Genomic DNA, 15,932 nt, shown 5'->3' on the forward strand with positions numbered 1-15,932 from the left:
AACGATCCACGGCCGCGACTGACGTTTCCCCACGACCAGACCAACGAGCGGATAAGCCAGCAGTCACATGATCAACCACTTCTGTTAGGACTTCTTAGGGTCGTCACATGCCCGCGCGACTGCTGCTCTACACCCGCACCACGGACTACCGCCACGACTCCATCCCGGACGCCGTCGCCGCCGTACGCGCGCTCGGCCGGTTCGCCGTCGAGCACACCGAGGACCCCGCGGACCTCGAACGGCCGCTGGAGGCGTACGCGGTCGTGGTCTTCCTCTCCACCAGCGGCGATGTGCTGACCCCGGCCGGCCGGGAGCGGCTCGCGCGGTACGTCGGCTCGGGCGGCGGCTTCGCCGGGGTGCACGCGGCGGCCTGCACCGAGTACGGCTGGCCGTACTACGGCGAACTCCTCGGCGCGCGCTTCGCACGGCACCCCGCCCTCCAGCCCGGCCGGGTCGTCGTCGAGGATCCCGGCCACCCCGCGACCCGCGGGCTGCCGGCCGTATGGGACTTCACCGACGAGTGGTACGACTTCGGCGCGAGCCCCCGCGGACGGGTGCGGGTGCTGCTGAGCGCCGACGAGGCGTCGTACGACGGCGGCGGGATGGGCGCGGACCATCCGCTGGCCTGGTGCCGTGAGCAGGGCCCGGGCGGCGGTCGCGTCTTCTACACGGCACTCGGTCACGCCGTCGAGGCCTACCGCGACCCGGACTTCCTCGCCCACCTGGACGGCGGGCTCCGCTGGGCGGGGAACCTCCCCGCGTGACGTTTCTGCGGTGCACCGGTTCCCCCATTGGGGTGAGTAAAGCTCGTACATATAGAAGTTCACGTGACTCTCAAGAGATGCTTTTGTCTTGGCAAAGGACGTCGAGGCGCGTCGGCCATCCGGCCCCGCGTCACCTCCCACAGGACAGGAGCCGGACCTTGACTCACGGTAAGAAGCTGCGCGAGCGCATCGCCGGGCCCGGGACCACGCCGCTGATCGGCGTGTACGACATGTACTCGGCGTCGATCGCGGCCAAGCACTACGACGGCATGTTCGTTTCGGGCTTCGGCTTCGCGGCCTCGTACTACGGACTGCCGGACATCGGATTCATCGCCTGGCCCGACATGGTGGCCTTCGTCCAGCGGCTGCGGGGCGCCTTCCCGCACCACCATCTGCTCGTCGACATCGACGACGGGTACGTCGACCCCGAGGTCGCCTGTCACGTCGTCGAGGGGCTGGAGCGCATCGGCGCCTCCGGTGTGATCCTGGAGGACCAGAAACGGCCCCGCCGCTGCGGCCATGCCGACGGCAAGCAGGTGCTCCCGCTGGAGGAGTACCTGGAGAAGCTGCACCGGGTCCTGGAGGTCCGCAAGGACCTGGTCGTCGTCGCCCGTACCGACGCCACCGACGAGCACGACATCCTGCACCGCGCCGAGCGGCTGGCCGCGACCGACGCCGATGTGGTCCTGGTCGACGGGGTGCGCAGCGCCGAGTGGATCACACGCATCCGCAAGGTCGTCGGAGACAAACCGCTGCTGTTCAACCAGATCGCCGGCGGCAAGTCGCCCCGGCTGTCGCTCGGCGAACTGTCCGACCTCGGTGTCGACGTCGCGATCTACAGCACTCCATGTCTGTTCGCCGCGCACGAGGCGGTGGACACCGCGCTCACCGAGCTGAAGGCGGCCGACGGCCGGCTGCCGGAGGTGGACTCCGCGCGCGGGATCGGCGTGAAGGCCTCCACCAGCCTGCTGGAGCGCAACATCGCCCGCGACCGGCTCGTGGCCGAGGGAGTGGGCGTGTGACCGGGGCCGTACCCCGGCTCGGGATCGCCGCGGCGGCCACCGCCGCGCTGCTCGGGGCGGGCGCCGCACCCGCGGCCGCGTCCGGAAGCCTGATCACCGTGATCGACAACTCCCATGCCGACTCCTGGCTGGAGGTCGACCGCACGGCCAACGTCCAGACCGGCAAGGGCACGGCAGGAAGCGACCACGACGGCAGCGCCGTGGACGCGGTCGAGGCCCTCGTCGGCCGCGGCCACCAGCACAGGGAGGTCTGGGACTGAGCGATCGGCGGGCGACCGGCCGCCGGACGACAGCCGATCGCTGACGTAGGCCTTTGACGACGACGGCCGGGCGCCCCGTGCGGGCGGTGAACGGCCGTCGCAGCGCTGCGGCCCGGTGCACGTGGTGAGGTTCATGCCCGGGAGACGAGCTCGGGCGGGGCGCCGTGGGCCATCGACCTGCGTCCGAACGAGCCTTGTGCATCACGCAGTTGGCCGCCCCCGGAACGGATCGGGTCGGCCGTCCCGGGGCCGGGTCAGCCCGGCCGAGACCACCACCTCCAGGCCCCCTCCGAGGTCACTTGAGGGCTCCGAGCGTCACCCCGGTACGCCAGTAGCACCGCATCGCGACCATCATCACCGCCAGCGGCAGGAAGAAGGAGTTCCAGGTGTTGACGAAGTCAGCAGGAAGACCGTCGCGCCGCCCGTCGTCATCATCCGCAGCACGATGCTGACGAAGATGCGCAGCTCCCCGGCGCCGTCGAGGCGGGCCGCCTCCAGCAGCTCGTAGGGCATCGTGGCCTCGGTGTACACCTTGGCCAGGTACACGCTGAACGGGTTGATCAGGCAAGGGATCAGCATCGCCCAGGGGGTGTCCACCAGGCCGATCGCGGAGAACAGCAGGTACAGGGGGAGCGTGAGCAGGGCGATCGGGATCAGGAACGAGCCCGCGACGCACGCGAAGATCACGCTGCGGCCCGGGAAGTCGAATCGGGCGAGGCCGTAGCCCGTGGCGAGCGCGATCGGGGTGCCGCCGAAAGAGCCGGCACCGGCGTACAGCAGCGAGTTCGCCGTCCAGCGCAGGAAGATGCCGCCCTGGTAGGTCAGCACCTGGTGCAGGTTGTCCCACAGGTGCCAGCCGGAGAACCACAGGCCGTTGCTCTGGTACAGCGCGGTGCGGTCCTTGGTGGCGCTGACGAGCAGCCACCACACCGGGAACAGGCACGACGACATGGGTGCCCAGCACCAGGTGCTCGCCGTCGGCGCCCTTCCGGCGGCCCGCGCCGCCCTCTCGCCGGTCGGCCACCGCGCGCAGCGCCACCCGGCCCATCTCCTCGTACGGCACGTGCACGGTGGTCAGTTGGGGCGTCAGCCGGGAGGCGAGCGGGATGTCGTCGTAACCCACGATCGAGACGTCCTCCGGCACCCGCAGCCCCGCCGCGCGCAGGGCCTGCATGGCACCGGCGGCCACCACGTCGGTTCCGGCGAGCACGGCGGTGAAGTCCGGCGTCTCGTGCAGGGCGGTCCCGACCGCCGCGTAGCCGTGCGCGTCGTCGTACGGGTCGTGGCGGACCAGACCCGGGTCGAACGGCACGCCGTACGCCTCGAACGCCCGCTCCGCGCCCCTCAACCTGCCCTGGGCCGTGGTGAGTTCGGCGGGCCCGGGTAGGACGAGGACGCGCCGGTGGCCGGCCGACAGCAGATGGCTGGCCATGGCGTAGGCGCCGGCCTCGTTGTCGTAGTCGACCGTCGTGGCCGGGACGTCGCCCTCCAGGGGTGGCCTGCCCACCAGGACGAGAGCTTTCCAAGGCCCGGCGGGCCTGTGGACAGCGGCCCTCGAGGGGTCGGTGGGGCTGTGGGCGATGGCCCTCCACGGCCCGGTGGGCCTGTGGACGGCGGCCCTCACGCGGGCATCAGGCGACCCGGGTCAGGTCCGCGTGCCGCACCTCGTGCAACGGCGGCAGGCCCGCCGCCAGCCGCTCCAGTTCCGCCACGACGACGGTGCCCAGCCGCTCCAGCTCGTTGCCGAGCGAGCCCGCGATGTGCGGGGTGAGGAAGACGTTGGGCAGCCGGTACAGCGGGGAACCGGCGGGCAGCGGCTCCGGCTCGGTGACGTCGAGGACCGCGCGCAACCGGCCCGAGACCAGCTCCTCGGTCAGCGCCTCGTGGTCGACCAGCGCACCACGCGCGGTGTTGATCAGCACACCGCCGTCCCGGATGAGGGCGAGCCGGTCCCGGTCGAGCATGTGATGGGTCTCGGGGATGTCGGGGGCGTGCAGGCTGACGATGTCGCTGCGCCGCAACAGGTCCGCCAGCGGGAGGAGTTCGGCCCCCAGGACGGCGGCCTCGGCGGGGCTCACGTAGGGGTCGTGCAGCAGGACCGTGAGGTCGAACGGCCGCAGCAGCTCCATGAGCCGCCGGCCCACGCGGGAGGCGCCGACGACGCCGACGCGGCGGCCGAGATTGCCGGTGGCCGCGGTCTCGGCGGGGGGCGGTCCGGCGTGGGTGCGGCGGTAGCGCTCACGGTGGCCGAAGGCGTCCTTCCCGGCGAGCAGGATCATCGCGAGCGTGTACTCCGCCACCGGGACGGCGTTGCCGGTGACCGCACTGGACACGCTGACGCCGTGTTTCCACAGCGCCTCGCCGACCAGGGAACGCACCGAACCCGCGGCGTGCAGGACGGCACGCAGCCTCGGGACCGTGGCCAGGACGCCGGCGTCCAGGTGCGGACAGCCCCAGCCGGTGATCAGCACCTCGGCCTGCGCCAGGGCTTCGGCCACCACCGGATCGGCGAAGTCCCGTACGACCAGCTCCGTGTCGACGTCGGCCGTCCGCCTCAGGCGGGCCATGAGCGGCGGGGGGAAGAGCAGCGGCAGGTGCACCGGATCCATCGCGAACACGGCCCGCGGCGGTTGAGGGCTGGGCATGGCTCTCCTGGGAGGGAGGGGGAAGGGGTGTGGTGCGAGATGGAAACAGTTTCAGATTCCTCGCCGTCGGCGTCTACGGCTGGGAGTTCGTCAACGCGGCCGAACTCATGTGCGACTACGACGGGTTCGACCTCGCCGCCTTCCAGGAGATGATGGTGAGCGTTTTCTACCCGCTCAACAACAGCTTCCTGACCCACCACAACGACGCCTGCATCACCAACTACTGGGCGAACTGGGACCTGTGCACCACGGCCGCCGTCATGGCCATCGGGATCCTCACCGACGACGCCGCCACGTACGACCAGGCCGTCACGTACTTCAAGTCCGGCGCCGGAAACCGCTCCATCGCGCACGCGGTGCCGTACCTGTACACCGACGCGGACGGCTACGCCCTCGGCCAGTGGCAGGAGTCCGGCCGTGACCAGGGCACACCGTCATGGGCATGGGCCAGATGGGCGCCCTGTGCGAGACGGCCTGGAACCAGGGCGACGACCTGTACTCCTACGACGACCGCCGCTTCATGAAGGCCGCCCAGTACGTCGCGAAGTACAACACCGGCCAGGACGTCCCCTACACCACCTACACCTGGGGCACCGGCCAGAACTGCGCCCGGCAGTCGCAGACGGTCATCGGCTCCGGCTCCCGCGGGCAGGTCCGCCCGGTGTGGGCGATGCTCCACTTCCACTACAACCGCCGTCTGTACCTGGACGACAAGTACATCTCGGGCATGTACTACGGCCTCGTCGCCCCCAAGGGCGGTGGCGGTGACTACGGCTCCACCAGCGGCGGCTACGACCAGCTCGGTTTCGGCACGCTGATGTACGCCAAGTGATCGAGCGGCCATGCGCGTCCCCGGGGTAGCCCGAACGGCCCTACCGCGCGTCCGTGCGCCGGAATACCGGACGTTCTTGTGGTGCTCTGATGTTGCACGGTGTACGAGCGCGCGGCGAAGGGCTGGTGGGCGATGACGGCAGACCAGGCGGACCCCGTGGCCGGGCCCGAGGTCAGAACGCCGTACGGGGCCGTACGCGGCCGGTACGAGCAGGGCGTCGCGGTGTTCCGGGGCATCCCGTACGCCGCCCCGCCCTTCGGCCCCCTGCGGTTCCGTCCGCCCGTACCGCCCGAGCCCTGGGACGGGGTGCGCGACGCCGGCGCCTTCGGTCCCACCGCGCCGAAACCGCCGTACTCCGAGGCGTTCGCCCAGTACCTGTCCGACCCGGAGATCCCCGGCGACGACTGCCTCAACCTCAATGTGTGGACCCCGCAGCCGGACCCCGGCGCCCGCCTCCCGGTCCTCGTCTGGCTCCACGGCGGCGCCCTCACCAGGGGATCCTCCGCCGTGCCGGTCTACGACGGTGTCACCTTCGCCCGGGACGGCGTCGTCTGCGTCTCCGTCAACTACCGGCTCGGCGTCGAGGGCTTCGGGCTCTTCCCCGACGCACCGCCCAACCCGGGCCTGCGCGACCAGCTCGCCGCCCTGCGCTGGGTGCACGACGCGATCGGCGCCTTCGGCGGCGACCCGGACCGGGTCACCCTGTGCGGCCAGTCGGCCGGCGCCATCAGCGCCGGCGCCCTGCTCGCCGCACCCGCGACCCGGGGTCTGGTCCGGCGCGCGGTGCTGCAGAGCGGACCCCCGGAGGCGTCCGAACGCGACAAGGTACGGCGGATGGTGCGCCGCATGGCCACCCGGCTGAGGATCCCCGCCACCGCCGAGGCCTTCGCCGCCGTCGACCGCGACCTGCTGCTGCGCACCCAGGCCGAGGTCGGCCGGCTCAGCAGCCCGGTCCTGGGCGGACCCGCGTTCGGCATCGTCGTGGACGGCGACCTCGTGCCCCGCGACCCCCTCCAGGCCCTGATCGACGGCGACGCCGCCCCGGGCGTCGAACTGCTCATGGGCTGGACCCGGGACGAGTACCGGCTCTGGCTCGTGCCCGGCGGGCTGCTGGAACACGTCGACCGGCTCGGCCCCGTCGCCCTCGCCGGAGCCATGGCCCGCTGCCGCGCCGGCCACGAGGTGCCCCGCGGCTACCGCACCCTGCACCCCGACGCCGGCACCGCCGAGATCGTCGGTCAGATGGTCACCGACCACCTGCTGCGGCTCCCGCTGCACCGCCTCGCCGACGCCCGCCCCGGCGCTTCCTACCTCTATGAGTTCGCCTGGCCGTCCAGCCTGCCCGGCCTCGGCGCCTGCCACGCCCTGGAACTGGGGTTCGTCTTCGACTCCGGTGACCTGCCCGAGTCGAAGAAACTGGCAGGTGAGGGCGCCCCGCGGGAGCTGGCCGAGGCGATGCACGCGGCCTGGGTGCGCTTCGTCACGACGGGGGATCCCGGCTGGCAGGGCTGGGACGCGTCCCATCCGGTGCGGATCTTCGGCGACGGTGCCCCGCGCACCGCATACGGTCCACGGGACGCGGAAGTCGCCCTCTGGTCGACCACCGCCGTCCCGGAACCCGACCCCGCCTCGGACATCCGGGCGCCGGGAGCGGAGCTGGCGGCGGCGGTACGGCGCTTGCGGCGGTCCGTGGGGGCCGCCCGGCGCCATTGATCACCGACGGGCGACTTCCGGTGATCCGGCATACCGTCGCCGGTCCGCCCCCACCTCACCCCTCACCCCTCGACCGCTGCCACCGAGTCCCGCACCACCACATGCGTGCCGAGCAGCAGATGCTCGCCGGGGGAGTCCGGGGGGTGGCCCAGGGCGGTGCGCACGGCGAGCCGGCCGAGCTCCTCGTACGGGACGTGCACCGTCGTCAGCGCCGGGCGTGGTCGCGGGCGAACGGTATGTCGTCGTACCCGGCCGGCGACACGTCCCCCGGCACGTCCAGACCGGCCTCGTGCAACGCGGTCAGGGCGCCCGCGGCGACCATGTCGGTCGCGGCCACCACGGCGGTGAAGTCCAGCCCCCGCTCCAGCGCCCGGCGCATCAACCGGTGCCCGGAGCCGCGGGTGAAGTCGCCGTGCAGCAGCAGCTCCGGGCTGGGTTCCACGCCGCGGGCGCGGTGCGCGCCCAGGTAACCGCGCTCGCGGCCCTGCGCCGTGGTGTGGTCCGGCTTGCCGCCGAGGAACAGTACCCGCCGGTTGCCCTGGGCGGGGACGTGCGCCACCAGGGCGAAAGCCCCGCCCTCGTTGTCGTACTCGATCACCGTCACCGGCGCGTCCGGACCGAGTGGCGGCCGCCCGCACAGCACCAGCCGGGAACCGGCCGAGGCCGGTGAGCCGGCGATACGGCGCGTGCGCTCCCGGTACTCGGGCGTGTCCGCCGCACCGCCGACCAGGATCACCGCCGCCGCCCGCTGGGCGCGCATCGTCTCGATGAAGTCCAGTTCCTGCCGCAGGTCACCGTCCGTGCTGCAGACCGGGCAGAGATGCCCGAGCCGCGCGGCCTCGCGCTCCACCCCCCGTGCCATGTGTGCGAACGACCGCCCTGTGATGTCCTCGAGCACGAACGCCAGGGTCGGTGTGCCGACCCCGGCGACGGCCTTGGGCGCGCGCGTCGGCTACATAGTCCAGCTCCCGCACGGACCGCATCACCCGGGTCCGGGTCGCCGCGCTCACCGGATACACCCCGCCCAGCACCCGGGAGACCGTCGAGGCTGACACCCCGGCCCGCGCCGCGACATCCCGGATCGTGCTGCGCCCGGCGGTCTCGCTCTTGCTCGTCATCCCCCAGCCCCTTCGCACCGTCGGGAACTGCGGCAACGCGATAGCAACCGTTCCCACGCCGCAGGCCGGCGCCGGCAGGGGACAGGGCCGGCGCGGATGCGCGGCTCCTGCGCCGGGCTTCCGAGCCTCCGCGTCCGTCCCGCCGCGGGGCGGGGCTTTCAGAGGGCGCACTCGGGCGTCGGCCTCGGTGGGGGCGGCGATTTCAGACTGCGCACCCAGGTATCCGTCGGCAAGGCGGTGACCTGAGGCGGCGCACCTCGGCGTCCGCCCGGCTGCCGGGCGGCGCGTTCAGGCCGGGCCCAGCGCCTGCCTGATCGACGCGATCGCCTCCGGCCCCACCCGGCAGCACCCGCCGATGAGCCTCGCCCCGGCGTCCCGCCACGTCTGCACCTGGTCGGCGCCGAACCTCGTCCGCCCCGTCCAGGCGCGGGACTCGGCGTCCCAGGCCTCGCCGCTGTTGGGATAGACCACGACCGGTTTGCCGGTGACCCGCGCCGCGATCTCCACCGTGGCCTCCACATCCTTTGGCGCACAGCAGTTCACGCCGACCGCGACCACCTCGTCCGCGTCGGCGGCCGGGGCGAAGGCCTCCTCCAGCGGCTGCCCGGCCCGCGTGCGCCGACCGTCGACCGTGTACGACAGCCATGCCGGCACCCCCAGCCCACGCACCGCCCTGAGCAGCGCGGCGCCCTCGTCGGCGTCCGGCACCGTCTCCAGCGCGAGGACGTCCGGCGCGGCGGCGGCCAGCACCTCCATGCGCGGCCGGTGAAAGCGCTCGAGCTCGTCCACGCTCAGCCCGTACCGGCCCCGGTACTCGGAGCCGTCGGCGAGCATCGCGCCGTACGGCCCGACCGACGCCGCCACCCACAGCGGCCGGTCGATGCCCGCGTCCCCGGCCTGCCGGGCGGCCTCCCGTGCGAGGTCCACGCTCAGTGCGAGCAGCCGCGCCGCCTCGTCGTGGCCGATGCCGCGCCGCGCGAAGCCCTCGAACGTCGCCTGGTAGCTCGCGGTGATGGCCACGTCCGCGCCCGCCCGGAAGTAGGCGAGATGCGCCTTGGTAACCGCTTCCGGCCGCTCGGCGAGGAGCCGTGCCGACCACAGCTCGTCGCCCAGGTCGTACCCGGCCGACTCCAGCTGGTTGGACATACCGCCGTCGAGCACGACCGTCCCGGCTGCGAGGGCGGAGGCGAGGCTGGGGGAGGTGTTGCTGGTCATGTCATGACGCTAGTCGAACCGGAGGGTGTACGGACCTGGAAACCGGCCCGGCAGCCTGGTTTCAGAAAGGGCTTTCCCGCATCTCGCCGAACCCATTGACCCCACTCCCGGCCCACCCGTACCTTTTCCGCGTTCGGAATGACAGATGATGTCCGATATTTCGAATCCCCCACCGAGAGGCACTCCGCATGAGCCGCGCCCCCGAGCTCCCCGAAGTCCCCAGCCGCAGACTGATGCTGAAAGGTGCCGCGATCGCCGCCGGTGCCCTCGTCGCCGCCCCGGGCATCGCCCAGGCCGCCCCCGACCGTCCGACGGCCGCCCCCTACGTGAACCCCCTGGTCCTCCAGCGCGCCGACCCGCACATCACCCGCCACACCGACGGCCTCTACTACTTCACGGCCACGGTCCCCGAGTACGACCGCATCATCCTGCGCCGCTCGCACACGCTGAACGGCCTCGCCACGGCGGCCGAGTCGGTGATCTGGCGGGCCCACGCCACCGGCCCGATGGGCGCGCACATATGGGCACCCGAACTCCACCGCATCGGCGGCAAGTGGTACATCTACTTCGCCTCGGCCCCGGCCGAGGACATCTGGGCGATCCGCATCTGGGTGCTGGAGAACGCGGGCCCCGATCCGTTCCGGGGCACTTGGGTGGAGCGGGGCCGGATCAGGACCGCCTGGGAGACCTTCTCCCTCGACGCCACCACCTTCAAGCACCGCGGCACCCGCTACCTGGTCTGGGCCCAGCACGAGCCCGGCATGGACAACAACACCGCGCTGTGGATCTCGAAGATGGCCAACCCCTGGACCCTGACCGGCCCCCAGGTGCGGCTCTCCACCCCCGAGTACGACTGGGAGTGCGTCGGCTACAAGGTCAACGAGGGCCCGTACGCGCTCCAGCGCAACGGCCGGGTGTTCCTCACCTACTCGGCCAGCGCCACCGACTGGCACTACTGCGTCGGGATGCTGACCGCCGACGCCGGCAGTGACCTGCTGGACGCCCGGAGCTGGTCCAAGTCGCCCGTCCCGGTGTTCACCAGCGACGACACCACCCGGCAGTACGGCCCCGGGCACAACTGCTTCACCGTGGCCGAGGACGGCCGCAGCGACGTGCTCGTCTACCACGCCCGCCCGTACAAGGAGATCACCGGAGACCCCCTGCACGACCCGAACCGGCACACCCGGATCCAGCGGCTCGGCTGGAAGCCCGACGGCACCCCGGACTTCGGCGTCCCGGTCGCCGACACCGTGAAGGCAGGGGCGTGAGATGAGGCGCGTCCACGCCGCCCTCCTCGCCCTGTGCTGCGCCCTCGCCGCGGCCCTGGCGGCGGCCGGACCCGCCCGGGGGCGGCACCGCGGACGGTCACCAACGGCACCCGGTTCACGGATACTTCCGGCAACCCCGTGCACGCCCACGGCGGCGGCGTCCTCAAGGTCGGCTCGTACTACTACTGGTGGACTGCGCCGGCGCCACCGCACAGCAGTGGTCGGTGGTGACCTCGGGCTCGTACGTGAACATCAAGGCCCGTACGACCGGCGAGTGCCTGGACGTGTCCGGCGCGTCCACCGCCAACTCCGCGGCGATCACCACCTAAGCCTGCAATGGAGGAACGAACCAGCAGTGGACGCGCGGAACATGACCGGACCTCAGGCGAGCAGATCGATCGCGTCGATCGCCGTGCCCGCGCTGAGATAGCCCGACGTCCCCGAACCGCTCACCACGTCGATCCTCAGCACGTTGTACTGGCTGGTGTCCGTGCGCCACGCGCTCGCCGGGACGTTGTAGCTGAAGGTGTGGTTGTTGCCCCGGTAGGAGCCGACGGTGAGGGACCGGGTGCTCGGCTGGGCGGGCGGCGAGGGGATCGCCGAGGTCCACGTGTCGTTGACCGTGACCTGCGGCCGGCCGCCCGCGTAGGCCGTCGTCACGCCGATCCTCAGGGTGTGCGCGGCGGCGGCCTGCGCGGCGGTGAGCTTGAAGTGGACGAGCAGGCCGCTGTTGACGTCCTTCCACAGATAGCAGGGGAAGGCGGAGGTCTCGGAACCGCTTCCGATCACCACGTTGCCGGTCCAGGAGGCGGCCCGTACGTCCGAGGGATGCGCGTACGTCATCAGGTCGGCGTTCTTGAAGCCGCTCGGCGTGCCGTCCCAGTTCCCGATCCGCCAGATCGCGCTCGCGTGGGACGGGTCGTTGGAGGACGGGACGGTGATCGTGTTGAGCGTGGTCGTCGTGCCCGCGGACACGGTCACCTGTGTGCTGTACACGGCCAGCTCGCCTTTGTGGACCGTCAGCGTGTACGCACCCGGCAGCACCCTGGGTACCGAGAAGTACCCGTCGGAGGCCCGCACAGAACCCCAGTACTGCGCCGCCGGGTTGGCGAGCCCGACCGTGTACGCGTACGTCGTGTCGCGCCCCGTGATGCCGACGCCGGCGACCTGGCCCCGGCCGCCGTCGGGCACGTACCCGGCGATGCCGAGCGAGTCCGCCCACGGCGTGGTGAGCGTGCCGTGGTACAGCGCGGGCGATGGTGCGCCGCCGTCGGTGAAGGCGATGACGTACGGCCCCTGCAGGCCGTAGCGTTCGGCCTCGGTCTGGTTCTCGCCGTAGTGGAGGATCTCGTACAGGCCGCCGCCGTCGGCGCTCTGGTGGCGCAGCAGCGAGCGGTAGAAGGGGCCGCCGGAGGCCTTCTCGTGGTTGCTGCGGACGATCCACAGACCGACGCCGCCGGTGGTCCAGCCGATGTAGTCGTAGTCGATGACCCGGTGTCTCGAGTAGTGCTTGGAGCGGGTCTGGCCGTCGGGCTTCGCGAACACGTCCGAGGCCTCGACGGTGCTGGTGGTGTACGTGTAGGAGTCCGGTTCGTCGTTGAGGAACAGGCCTGCCTTGACGCGCACGATGTAACGGGTCGCCGTGACCGAGGAGTCGGCCTTGTTCGTCCACAGGTAGATGTTGTTCTCGCCGCTGCGGGCCGCGTAGTAGTGGCGCAGCGTGCCATGGGCGACGGAGATCAGGATGGTCGAGCCGGACTGGGCGAGGGTCACCGTGGAGGTGCCGAGGCCGGACTCGACGTGCGAGTTCTTGCCGCCGTAGCCCTGGTACTCGGTGCCCTTGTAGACCAGCGAGGTCAGGTCGCCGTTGGTCCTGCTGACCTTGAGGACGAGGTTCGCGCCGGTGTCGACGACGTAGTTCGAGCCGTCGTCGCTCCAGCCGAAACCGGCCGCCGCCGCGGAGCCGGCGAGCGGACCGGTGAGGGCCGCCGCGGCCGTCGCGGCGGCGGAGCCGAGGACGAAGGTGCGGCGTCGGACCGCCCTGCTTCCGGACCCGGACATGGGGCTCCTTCGAAAAGTGTGGGGGGTACGGGTGTTGGCAGGGTGGCAGTCGAACGCACTTCGCGAAAGGCCTTGCGTGAGTGAGAACTCAGTAATCCAGCGAATTCCTCCCTAGGTCTAGAAAGCGCTTGCCCGAACCGGTACGGTCTCGGGTCGGCCGATGACGATCGATGGAGGAGCCGCGCGTGAGACGTGTCGGAACCGCCGTGCTGCTCGCGGTCACCGTGGGCGCGACCCTGACCGCGGCCCCCGCCCGGGCCGACGGCGCCCGGCCCCTCGGCATCGACAACTGCACTGCCATCGCCTGCCACTTCGACGTCCCTGCGGGCACGTACGACGTGACGGTCCGGCTCGGCGGCGCGACGGCGTCCAGCACCGGCGTCTTCGGGGAGACCCGGCGCGCCCTGCTCCCGGAGACGGCCGTCGCGGCCGGCGAACGCCTCACCCGCAGTTTCACCGTGAACGTCCGCACCCCCGAGGGCGAACCGACCGGCCCCGACGGAACCCCCGGCCTGGACCTGACGCTCGGCGGCTCCGCCCCCGCCCTCGCCGGCACCCGGGTCACCCCGGCCCGGCACCCCCGCCAGATCATCCTGATCGGCGACTCCACCGTCTGCGACCAGCCCGCCGACCCCTACTCCGGCTGGGGCCGGCAGCTGCCGCAGTACCTGCGCCGGGGCCTGTCCGTCGCCAACTACGCCGACTCCGGCGAGAGCACGGTCACCTGCCTGGCCGATCCCCGGCTGTGGGCCGCCGTACGGCCGCTGATCCGCCCCGGCGACCTCGTGCTGGTGCAACTCGCCCACAACGACAAGACCACCGACGAGACCACCTGCCGGGCCGGCCTGGAGGCCCTGGTGGCGGGAATCCGGGACCAGGGCGGCGAACCCGTGCTCGTCACCCCGATCGTCCGCCGCTGGTCCAACGCCGACGGCACCCTGGACAACAACACCGCCCTGCTGGTCAACGGCCTCGGCGTCGACCTCCCGGCCGTCATCCGGTCCGTCGCCGCCGCCGGACACGTGCCCCTGATCGACCTCACCGCGAAGACCAAGGCGCTGGTGGAGTCCCTCGGCCCGGAGGGCTCCAGGGCGATCTGCCTCTACAACGAGAAGCGCGACAACACGCACACCTCCGTGCACGGTGCCACCGTCTACGCCGGCCTGGTCCGCGACGGACTTCTCGCCCTGCATCTGGTGCCCGAGGGCGCCGTGCGGGTGGGATGAAGCCCTGGGGCGCCCCGACCGGAACCGGGGCGCCCCAGGCCCGCCTGGAAGGAACGTCACCGCCGTGATCGAACTGCCCGCCGACGACCGCGTGTCGAGCCCGTACACCGGCTACACCCGCGCCCACTGGGAGACCGCCGCCGACGCCCTGCTGGCCGCCGTCGAGCCCTACGCCACCCCCGACCGCGCCCTCTACCACCTCCCCGGCGACCACGTGAGCCACTCCGGGCACCTCTCCGACGGCCTGGAGGGATACGCCCGTACGCTGCTGCTGGCCGCCTTCCGCCGCGACGAGACCGCGCTCGGCCGCTACGCCGACGGCCTCGCCACCGGTCCCGGCGGGGTCTGGCCACGCGTCGAGGACCGCGGCCAGCCGCTCGTCGAGGCCGCGTCCGTCGCGCTCGCCCTGCGGCTGACCCGGCCGCTGCTGTGGGACCGGCTCGACGACTGTGTACGGCAGCGCACCGCCGCCTGGCTGGCGGACGCGCTCACCGCCGAACCCTGGGCGTGCAACTGGGAGTTGTTCCCCGTCACCGTCGGCGGCTTCCTGCTCGAGATCGGCCATCAGCCGGAGGCCGCACGCAAGGCGATCGCCCGCGGTCTGGAACGGGTCGAGGGCTGGTACCTCGGCGACGGCTGGTACACCGACGGCGACGGCCGGAAGTTCGACTACTACAACGGCTGGGCCATGCACCTGTACACCGTCCTCCACGCATGGCTGGCGGACGACGGTGAACTGCTTTCCGTGTACGGCCGGCGGCTGTCCCGTCACCTCGCCGACTACGCCCGCCTGTTCGGCGGCGACGGCGCCCCGATGCACCAGGGCCGCTCCCTCACCTACCGTTTCGCGACGACCGCCCCGCTCTGGCTCGGCGCACTGACCGGACAGACCCCCCTGTCCCCGGGGGAGACACGGCGTCTCGCATCCGGCGCCCTGCGCTACTTCCTCGACGGCGGCGCGGTCGACGAGCGGGGCCTGCTCCCGCTGGGCTGGCTCGGCCCCGACGACTCGCTCGTCCAGAGCTACTCGGGCCCGGCCTCCCCGTACTGGGCCAGTAAAGGGTTTCTCGGCCTGTTGCTGCCTGCGGAGCACGAGGTGTGGACGGCGACCGAGGAGCCGGGACCGGCCGGGCGCGCCGACGAGGTGCGGCCCGTCCCGGTCCCCAACTGGCTGCTGCAGTCCACCCGTTCGGACGGACTGGTCCGGCTGCACAACCACGGCAGCGAGGACGTCCGCTACGACCCCTACTACACCCGGCTCGCCTACTCGACCTCGACCACGCCCGACCGGGCGTCGTACGACAACAGCGTGATCGTCGGCGGCGATCCGAGCCGCACCGGGATCGAGCCGCTCGGCACGGGCCGGGGCTGGATCGCCTCCCGGCACACCGTGCGCGACGGGATCACCGTCACCAGCCTCGTGCTGGCCGAGGGCGCGGTGGAGGTGCGGGCCCATCTGGTCTCGGGGGCCGCGCCCGGGACGCCGGTGCGGATCACCGGGTGGGGAGCGCTGCGGGACGGCGTACGGGCCGAACTCCTGCCCGCCGTGGGCCTGTCCAGCGCACTCACCGGGGCCGTCGGGGAGGGGGACACCCTCTTCGTCGCACTGGCCCGGCTCACCGGGGACGCGGATCCGCCCCCGATGGAGGAGCTGGTGTCCGTGCGGGCGGACGGGGAGGGGGAGCTGGTGGTCCGGTGGAGCGGGGGAGGCGAGGTCCGGGTGCGGCTGGTGGCGGCGGGGGCGAACGTCGTCGTACGGCGCGACGGTCCGAACGGTTCGGCAGGCGCCGAAACGACCCGTGCCTAGC

At 72.1% G+C, this 15,932-nt stretch carries 10 protein-coding genes and 6 pseudogenes; 10 read left to right on the top strand and 6 right to left on the bottom strand.

The window, feature by feature from the left end:
- Positions 1–107 precede the first annotated feature (107 nt).
- The 3 genes from ACWDEN_RS44000 (at position 108) to ACWDEN_RS44010 (ending at position 2,046) form a co-directional block, all read left to right on the top strand.
- Positions 108–764 (top strand): ThuA domain-containing protein, encoded by a 657-nt coding sequence (locus ACWDEN_RS44000; protein ID WP_351607410.1) that lies wholly within the window; start codon positions 108–110, stop codon positions 762–764.
- A 158-nt stretch (positions 765–922) separates the two neighbouring features.
- Positions 923–1,786 (top strand): isocitrate lyase/PEP mutase family protein, encoded by an 864-nt coding sequence (locus ACWDEN_RS44005; protein ID WP_351607407.1) that lies wholly within the window; start codon positions 923–925, stop codon positions 1,784–1,786.
- The gene (locus ACWDEN_RS44010) at positions 1,783–2,046 is read left to right on the top strand and encodes a hypothetical protein (protein ID WP_351607404.1); all 264 of its coding nucleotides are present in this window, start codon (positions 1,783–1,785) and stop codon (positions 2,044–2,046) included. Before ACWDEN_RS44005 ends, ACWDEN_RS44010 begins: the two co-directional genes overlap by 4 nt.
- Before the next feature lie 295 nt (positions 2,047–2,341).
- Here the strand turns inward: ACWDEN_RS44010 and ACWDEN_RS44015 are convergent.
- The 3 genes and pseudogenes from ACWDEN_RS44015 to ACWDEN_RS44025 all read right to left on the bottom strand — a co-directional run.
- Positions 2,342–2,985, bottom strand: a pseudogene (locus ACWDEN_RS44015) (carbohydrate ABC transporter permease); the annotation flags it as partial.
- Between the two features lies 1 nt (position 2,986).
- Positions 2,987–3,562, bottom strand: a pseudogene (locus ACWDEN_RS44020) (substrate-binding domain-containing protein); the annotation flags it as partial.
- A 115-nt stretch (positions 3,563–3,677) separates the two neighbouring features.
- Positions 3,678–4,691: a hydroxyacid dehydrogenase gene (locus ACWDEN_RS44025; protein WP_351607401.1), complete on the bottom strand. Its 1,014-nt coding sequence runs from the start codon at positions 4,689–4,691 to the stop codon at positions 3,678–3,680.
- Between the two features lie 41 nt (positions 4,692–4,732).
- On the opposite strand from ACWDEN_RS44025, the pseudogene ACWDEN_RS44030 reads away from it, so the two are divergent.
- Both ACWDEN_RS44030 and ACWDEN_RS44035 read left to right on the top strand, forming a co-directional pair.
- Positions 4,733–5,523 (top strand): annotated as a pseudogene (locus ACWDEN_RS44030) (alginate lyase family protein); the annotation flags it as partial.
- Between the two features lie 132 nt (positions 5,524–5,655).
- Positions 5,656–7,236 (top strand): carboxylesterase/lipase family protein, encoded by a 1,581-nt coding sequence (locus ACWDEN_RS44035; protein ID WP_351607398.1) that lies wholly within the window; start codon positions 5,656–5,658, stop codon positions 7,234–7,236.
- A gap of 62 nt (positions 7,237–7,298) precedes the next feature.
- Here the strand turns inward: ACWDEN_RS44035 and ACWDEN_RS44040 are convergent.
- A pseudogene (locus ACWDEN_RS44040) lies at positions 7,299–8,354 on the bottom strand (LacI family DNA-binding transcriptional regulator).
- 288 nt (positions 8,355–8,642) lie between these two features.
- Entirely contained in the window at positions 8,643–9,569 is a 927-nt protein-coding gene (gene mmuM, locus ACWDEN_RS44045) for a homocysteine S-methyltransferase (protein WP_450863617.1), read from the bottom strand.
- Positions 9,570–9,757: 188 nt separating this feature from the next.
- Between mmuM and ACWDEN_RS44050 the strand changes: the two genes are divergently transcribed.
- From ACWDEN_RS44050 to ACWDEN_RS44060, 3 genes and pseudogenes are all read left to right on the top strand, one after another.
- Positions 9,758–10,837 carry a glycoside hydrolase family 43 protein gene (locus ACWDEN_RS44050; protein WP_450863618.1) on the top strand — a complete coding sequence of 360 codons (1,080 nt, stop codon included), beginning with the start codon at positions 9,758–9,760 and terminating at the stop codon, positions 10,835–10,837.
- A gap of 1 nt (position 10,838) precedes the next feature.
- A pseudogene (locus ACWDEN_RS44055) lies at positions 10,839–11,029 on the top strand (beta-xylosidase); the annotation flags it as partial.
- A pseudogene (locus tag ACWDEN_RS44060) lies at positions 11,029–11,166 on the top strand (RICIN domain-containing protein); the annotation flags it as partial. The pseudogenes ACWDEN_RS44055 and ACWDEN_RS44060, both read left to right, overlap by 1 nt.
- A 52-nt stretch (positions 11,167–11,218) precedes the next feature.
- Here the strand turns inward: ACWDEN_RS44060 and ACWDEN_RS44065 are convergent.
- Positions 11,219–12,898, bottom strand: coding sequence for a rhamnogalacturonan lyase B N-terminal domain-containing protein (locus tag ACWDEN_RS44065; RefSeq protein ID WP_450863620.1), 1,680 nt, complete (start codon positions 12,896–12,898; stop codon positions 11,219–11,221).
- A 185-nt stretch (positions 12,899–13,083) separates the two neighbouring features.
- Between ACWDEN_RS44065 and ACWDEN_RS44070 the strand changes: the two genes are divergently transcribed.
- Together ACWDEN_RS44070 and ACWDEN_RS44075 are read left to right on the top strand one after the other, a co-directional pair.
- A complete protein-coding gene (locus ACWDEN_RS44070) occupies positions 13,084–14,124 on the top strand; it encodes a rhamnogalacturonan acetylesterase (RefSeq protein WP_450863622.1) in 1,041 nt (346 codons plus the stop codon).
- A gap of 67 nt (positions 14,125–14,191) precedes the next feature.
- The gene (locus ACWDEN_RS44075; protein WP_450863649.1) at positions 14,192–15,931 is read left to right on the top strand and encodes a DUF2264 domain-containing protein; all 1,740 of its coding nucleotides are present in this window, start codon (positions 14,192–14,194) and stop codon (positions 15,929–15,931) included.
- The last annotated feature ends 1 nt before the right edge of the window (position 15,932 follow it).

It is taken from the genome of Streptomyces sp. NPDC001153, assembly GCF_053598315.1.

What these genes read in the sequence shown, in the direction of transcription:
- ACWDEN_RS44000 (WP_351607410.1), top strand. Translation starts at nt 108, where the DNA reads ATGCCCGCGCGACTGCTGCTCTACACCCGCACCACGGACTACCGCCAC.
- ACWDEN_RS44025 (WP_351607401.1), bottom strand. Translation starts at nt 4,691, where the DNA reads ATGCCCAGCCCTCAACCGCCGCGGGCCGTGTTCGCGATGGATCCGGTG.
- ACWDEN_RS44035 (WP_351607398.1), top strand. Translation starts at nt 5,656, where the DNA reads ATGACGGCAGACCAGGCGGACCCCGTGGCCGGGCCCGAGGTCAGAACG.
- mmuM (WP_450863617.1), bottom strand. Translation starts at nt 9,569, where the DNA reads ATGACCAGCAACACCTCCCCCAGCCTCGCCTCCGCCCTCGCAGCCGGG.
- ACWDEN_RS44050 (WP_450863618.1), top strand. Translation starts at nt 9,758, where the DNA reads ATGAGCCGCGCCCCCGAGCTCCCCGAAGTCCCCAGCCGCAGACTGATG.
- ACWDEN_RS44065 (WP_450863620.1), bottom strand. Translation starts at nt 12,898, where the DNA reads ATGTCCGGGTCCGGAAGCAGGGCGGTCCGACGCCGCACCTTCGTCCTC.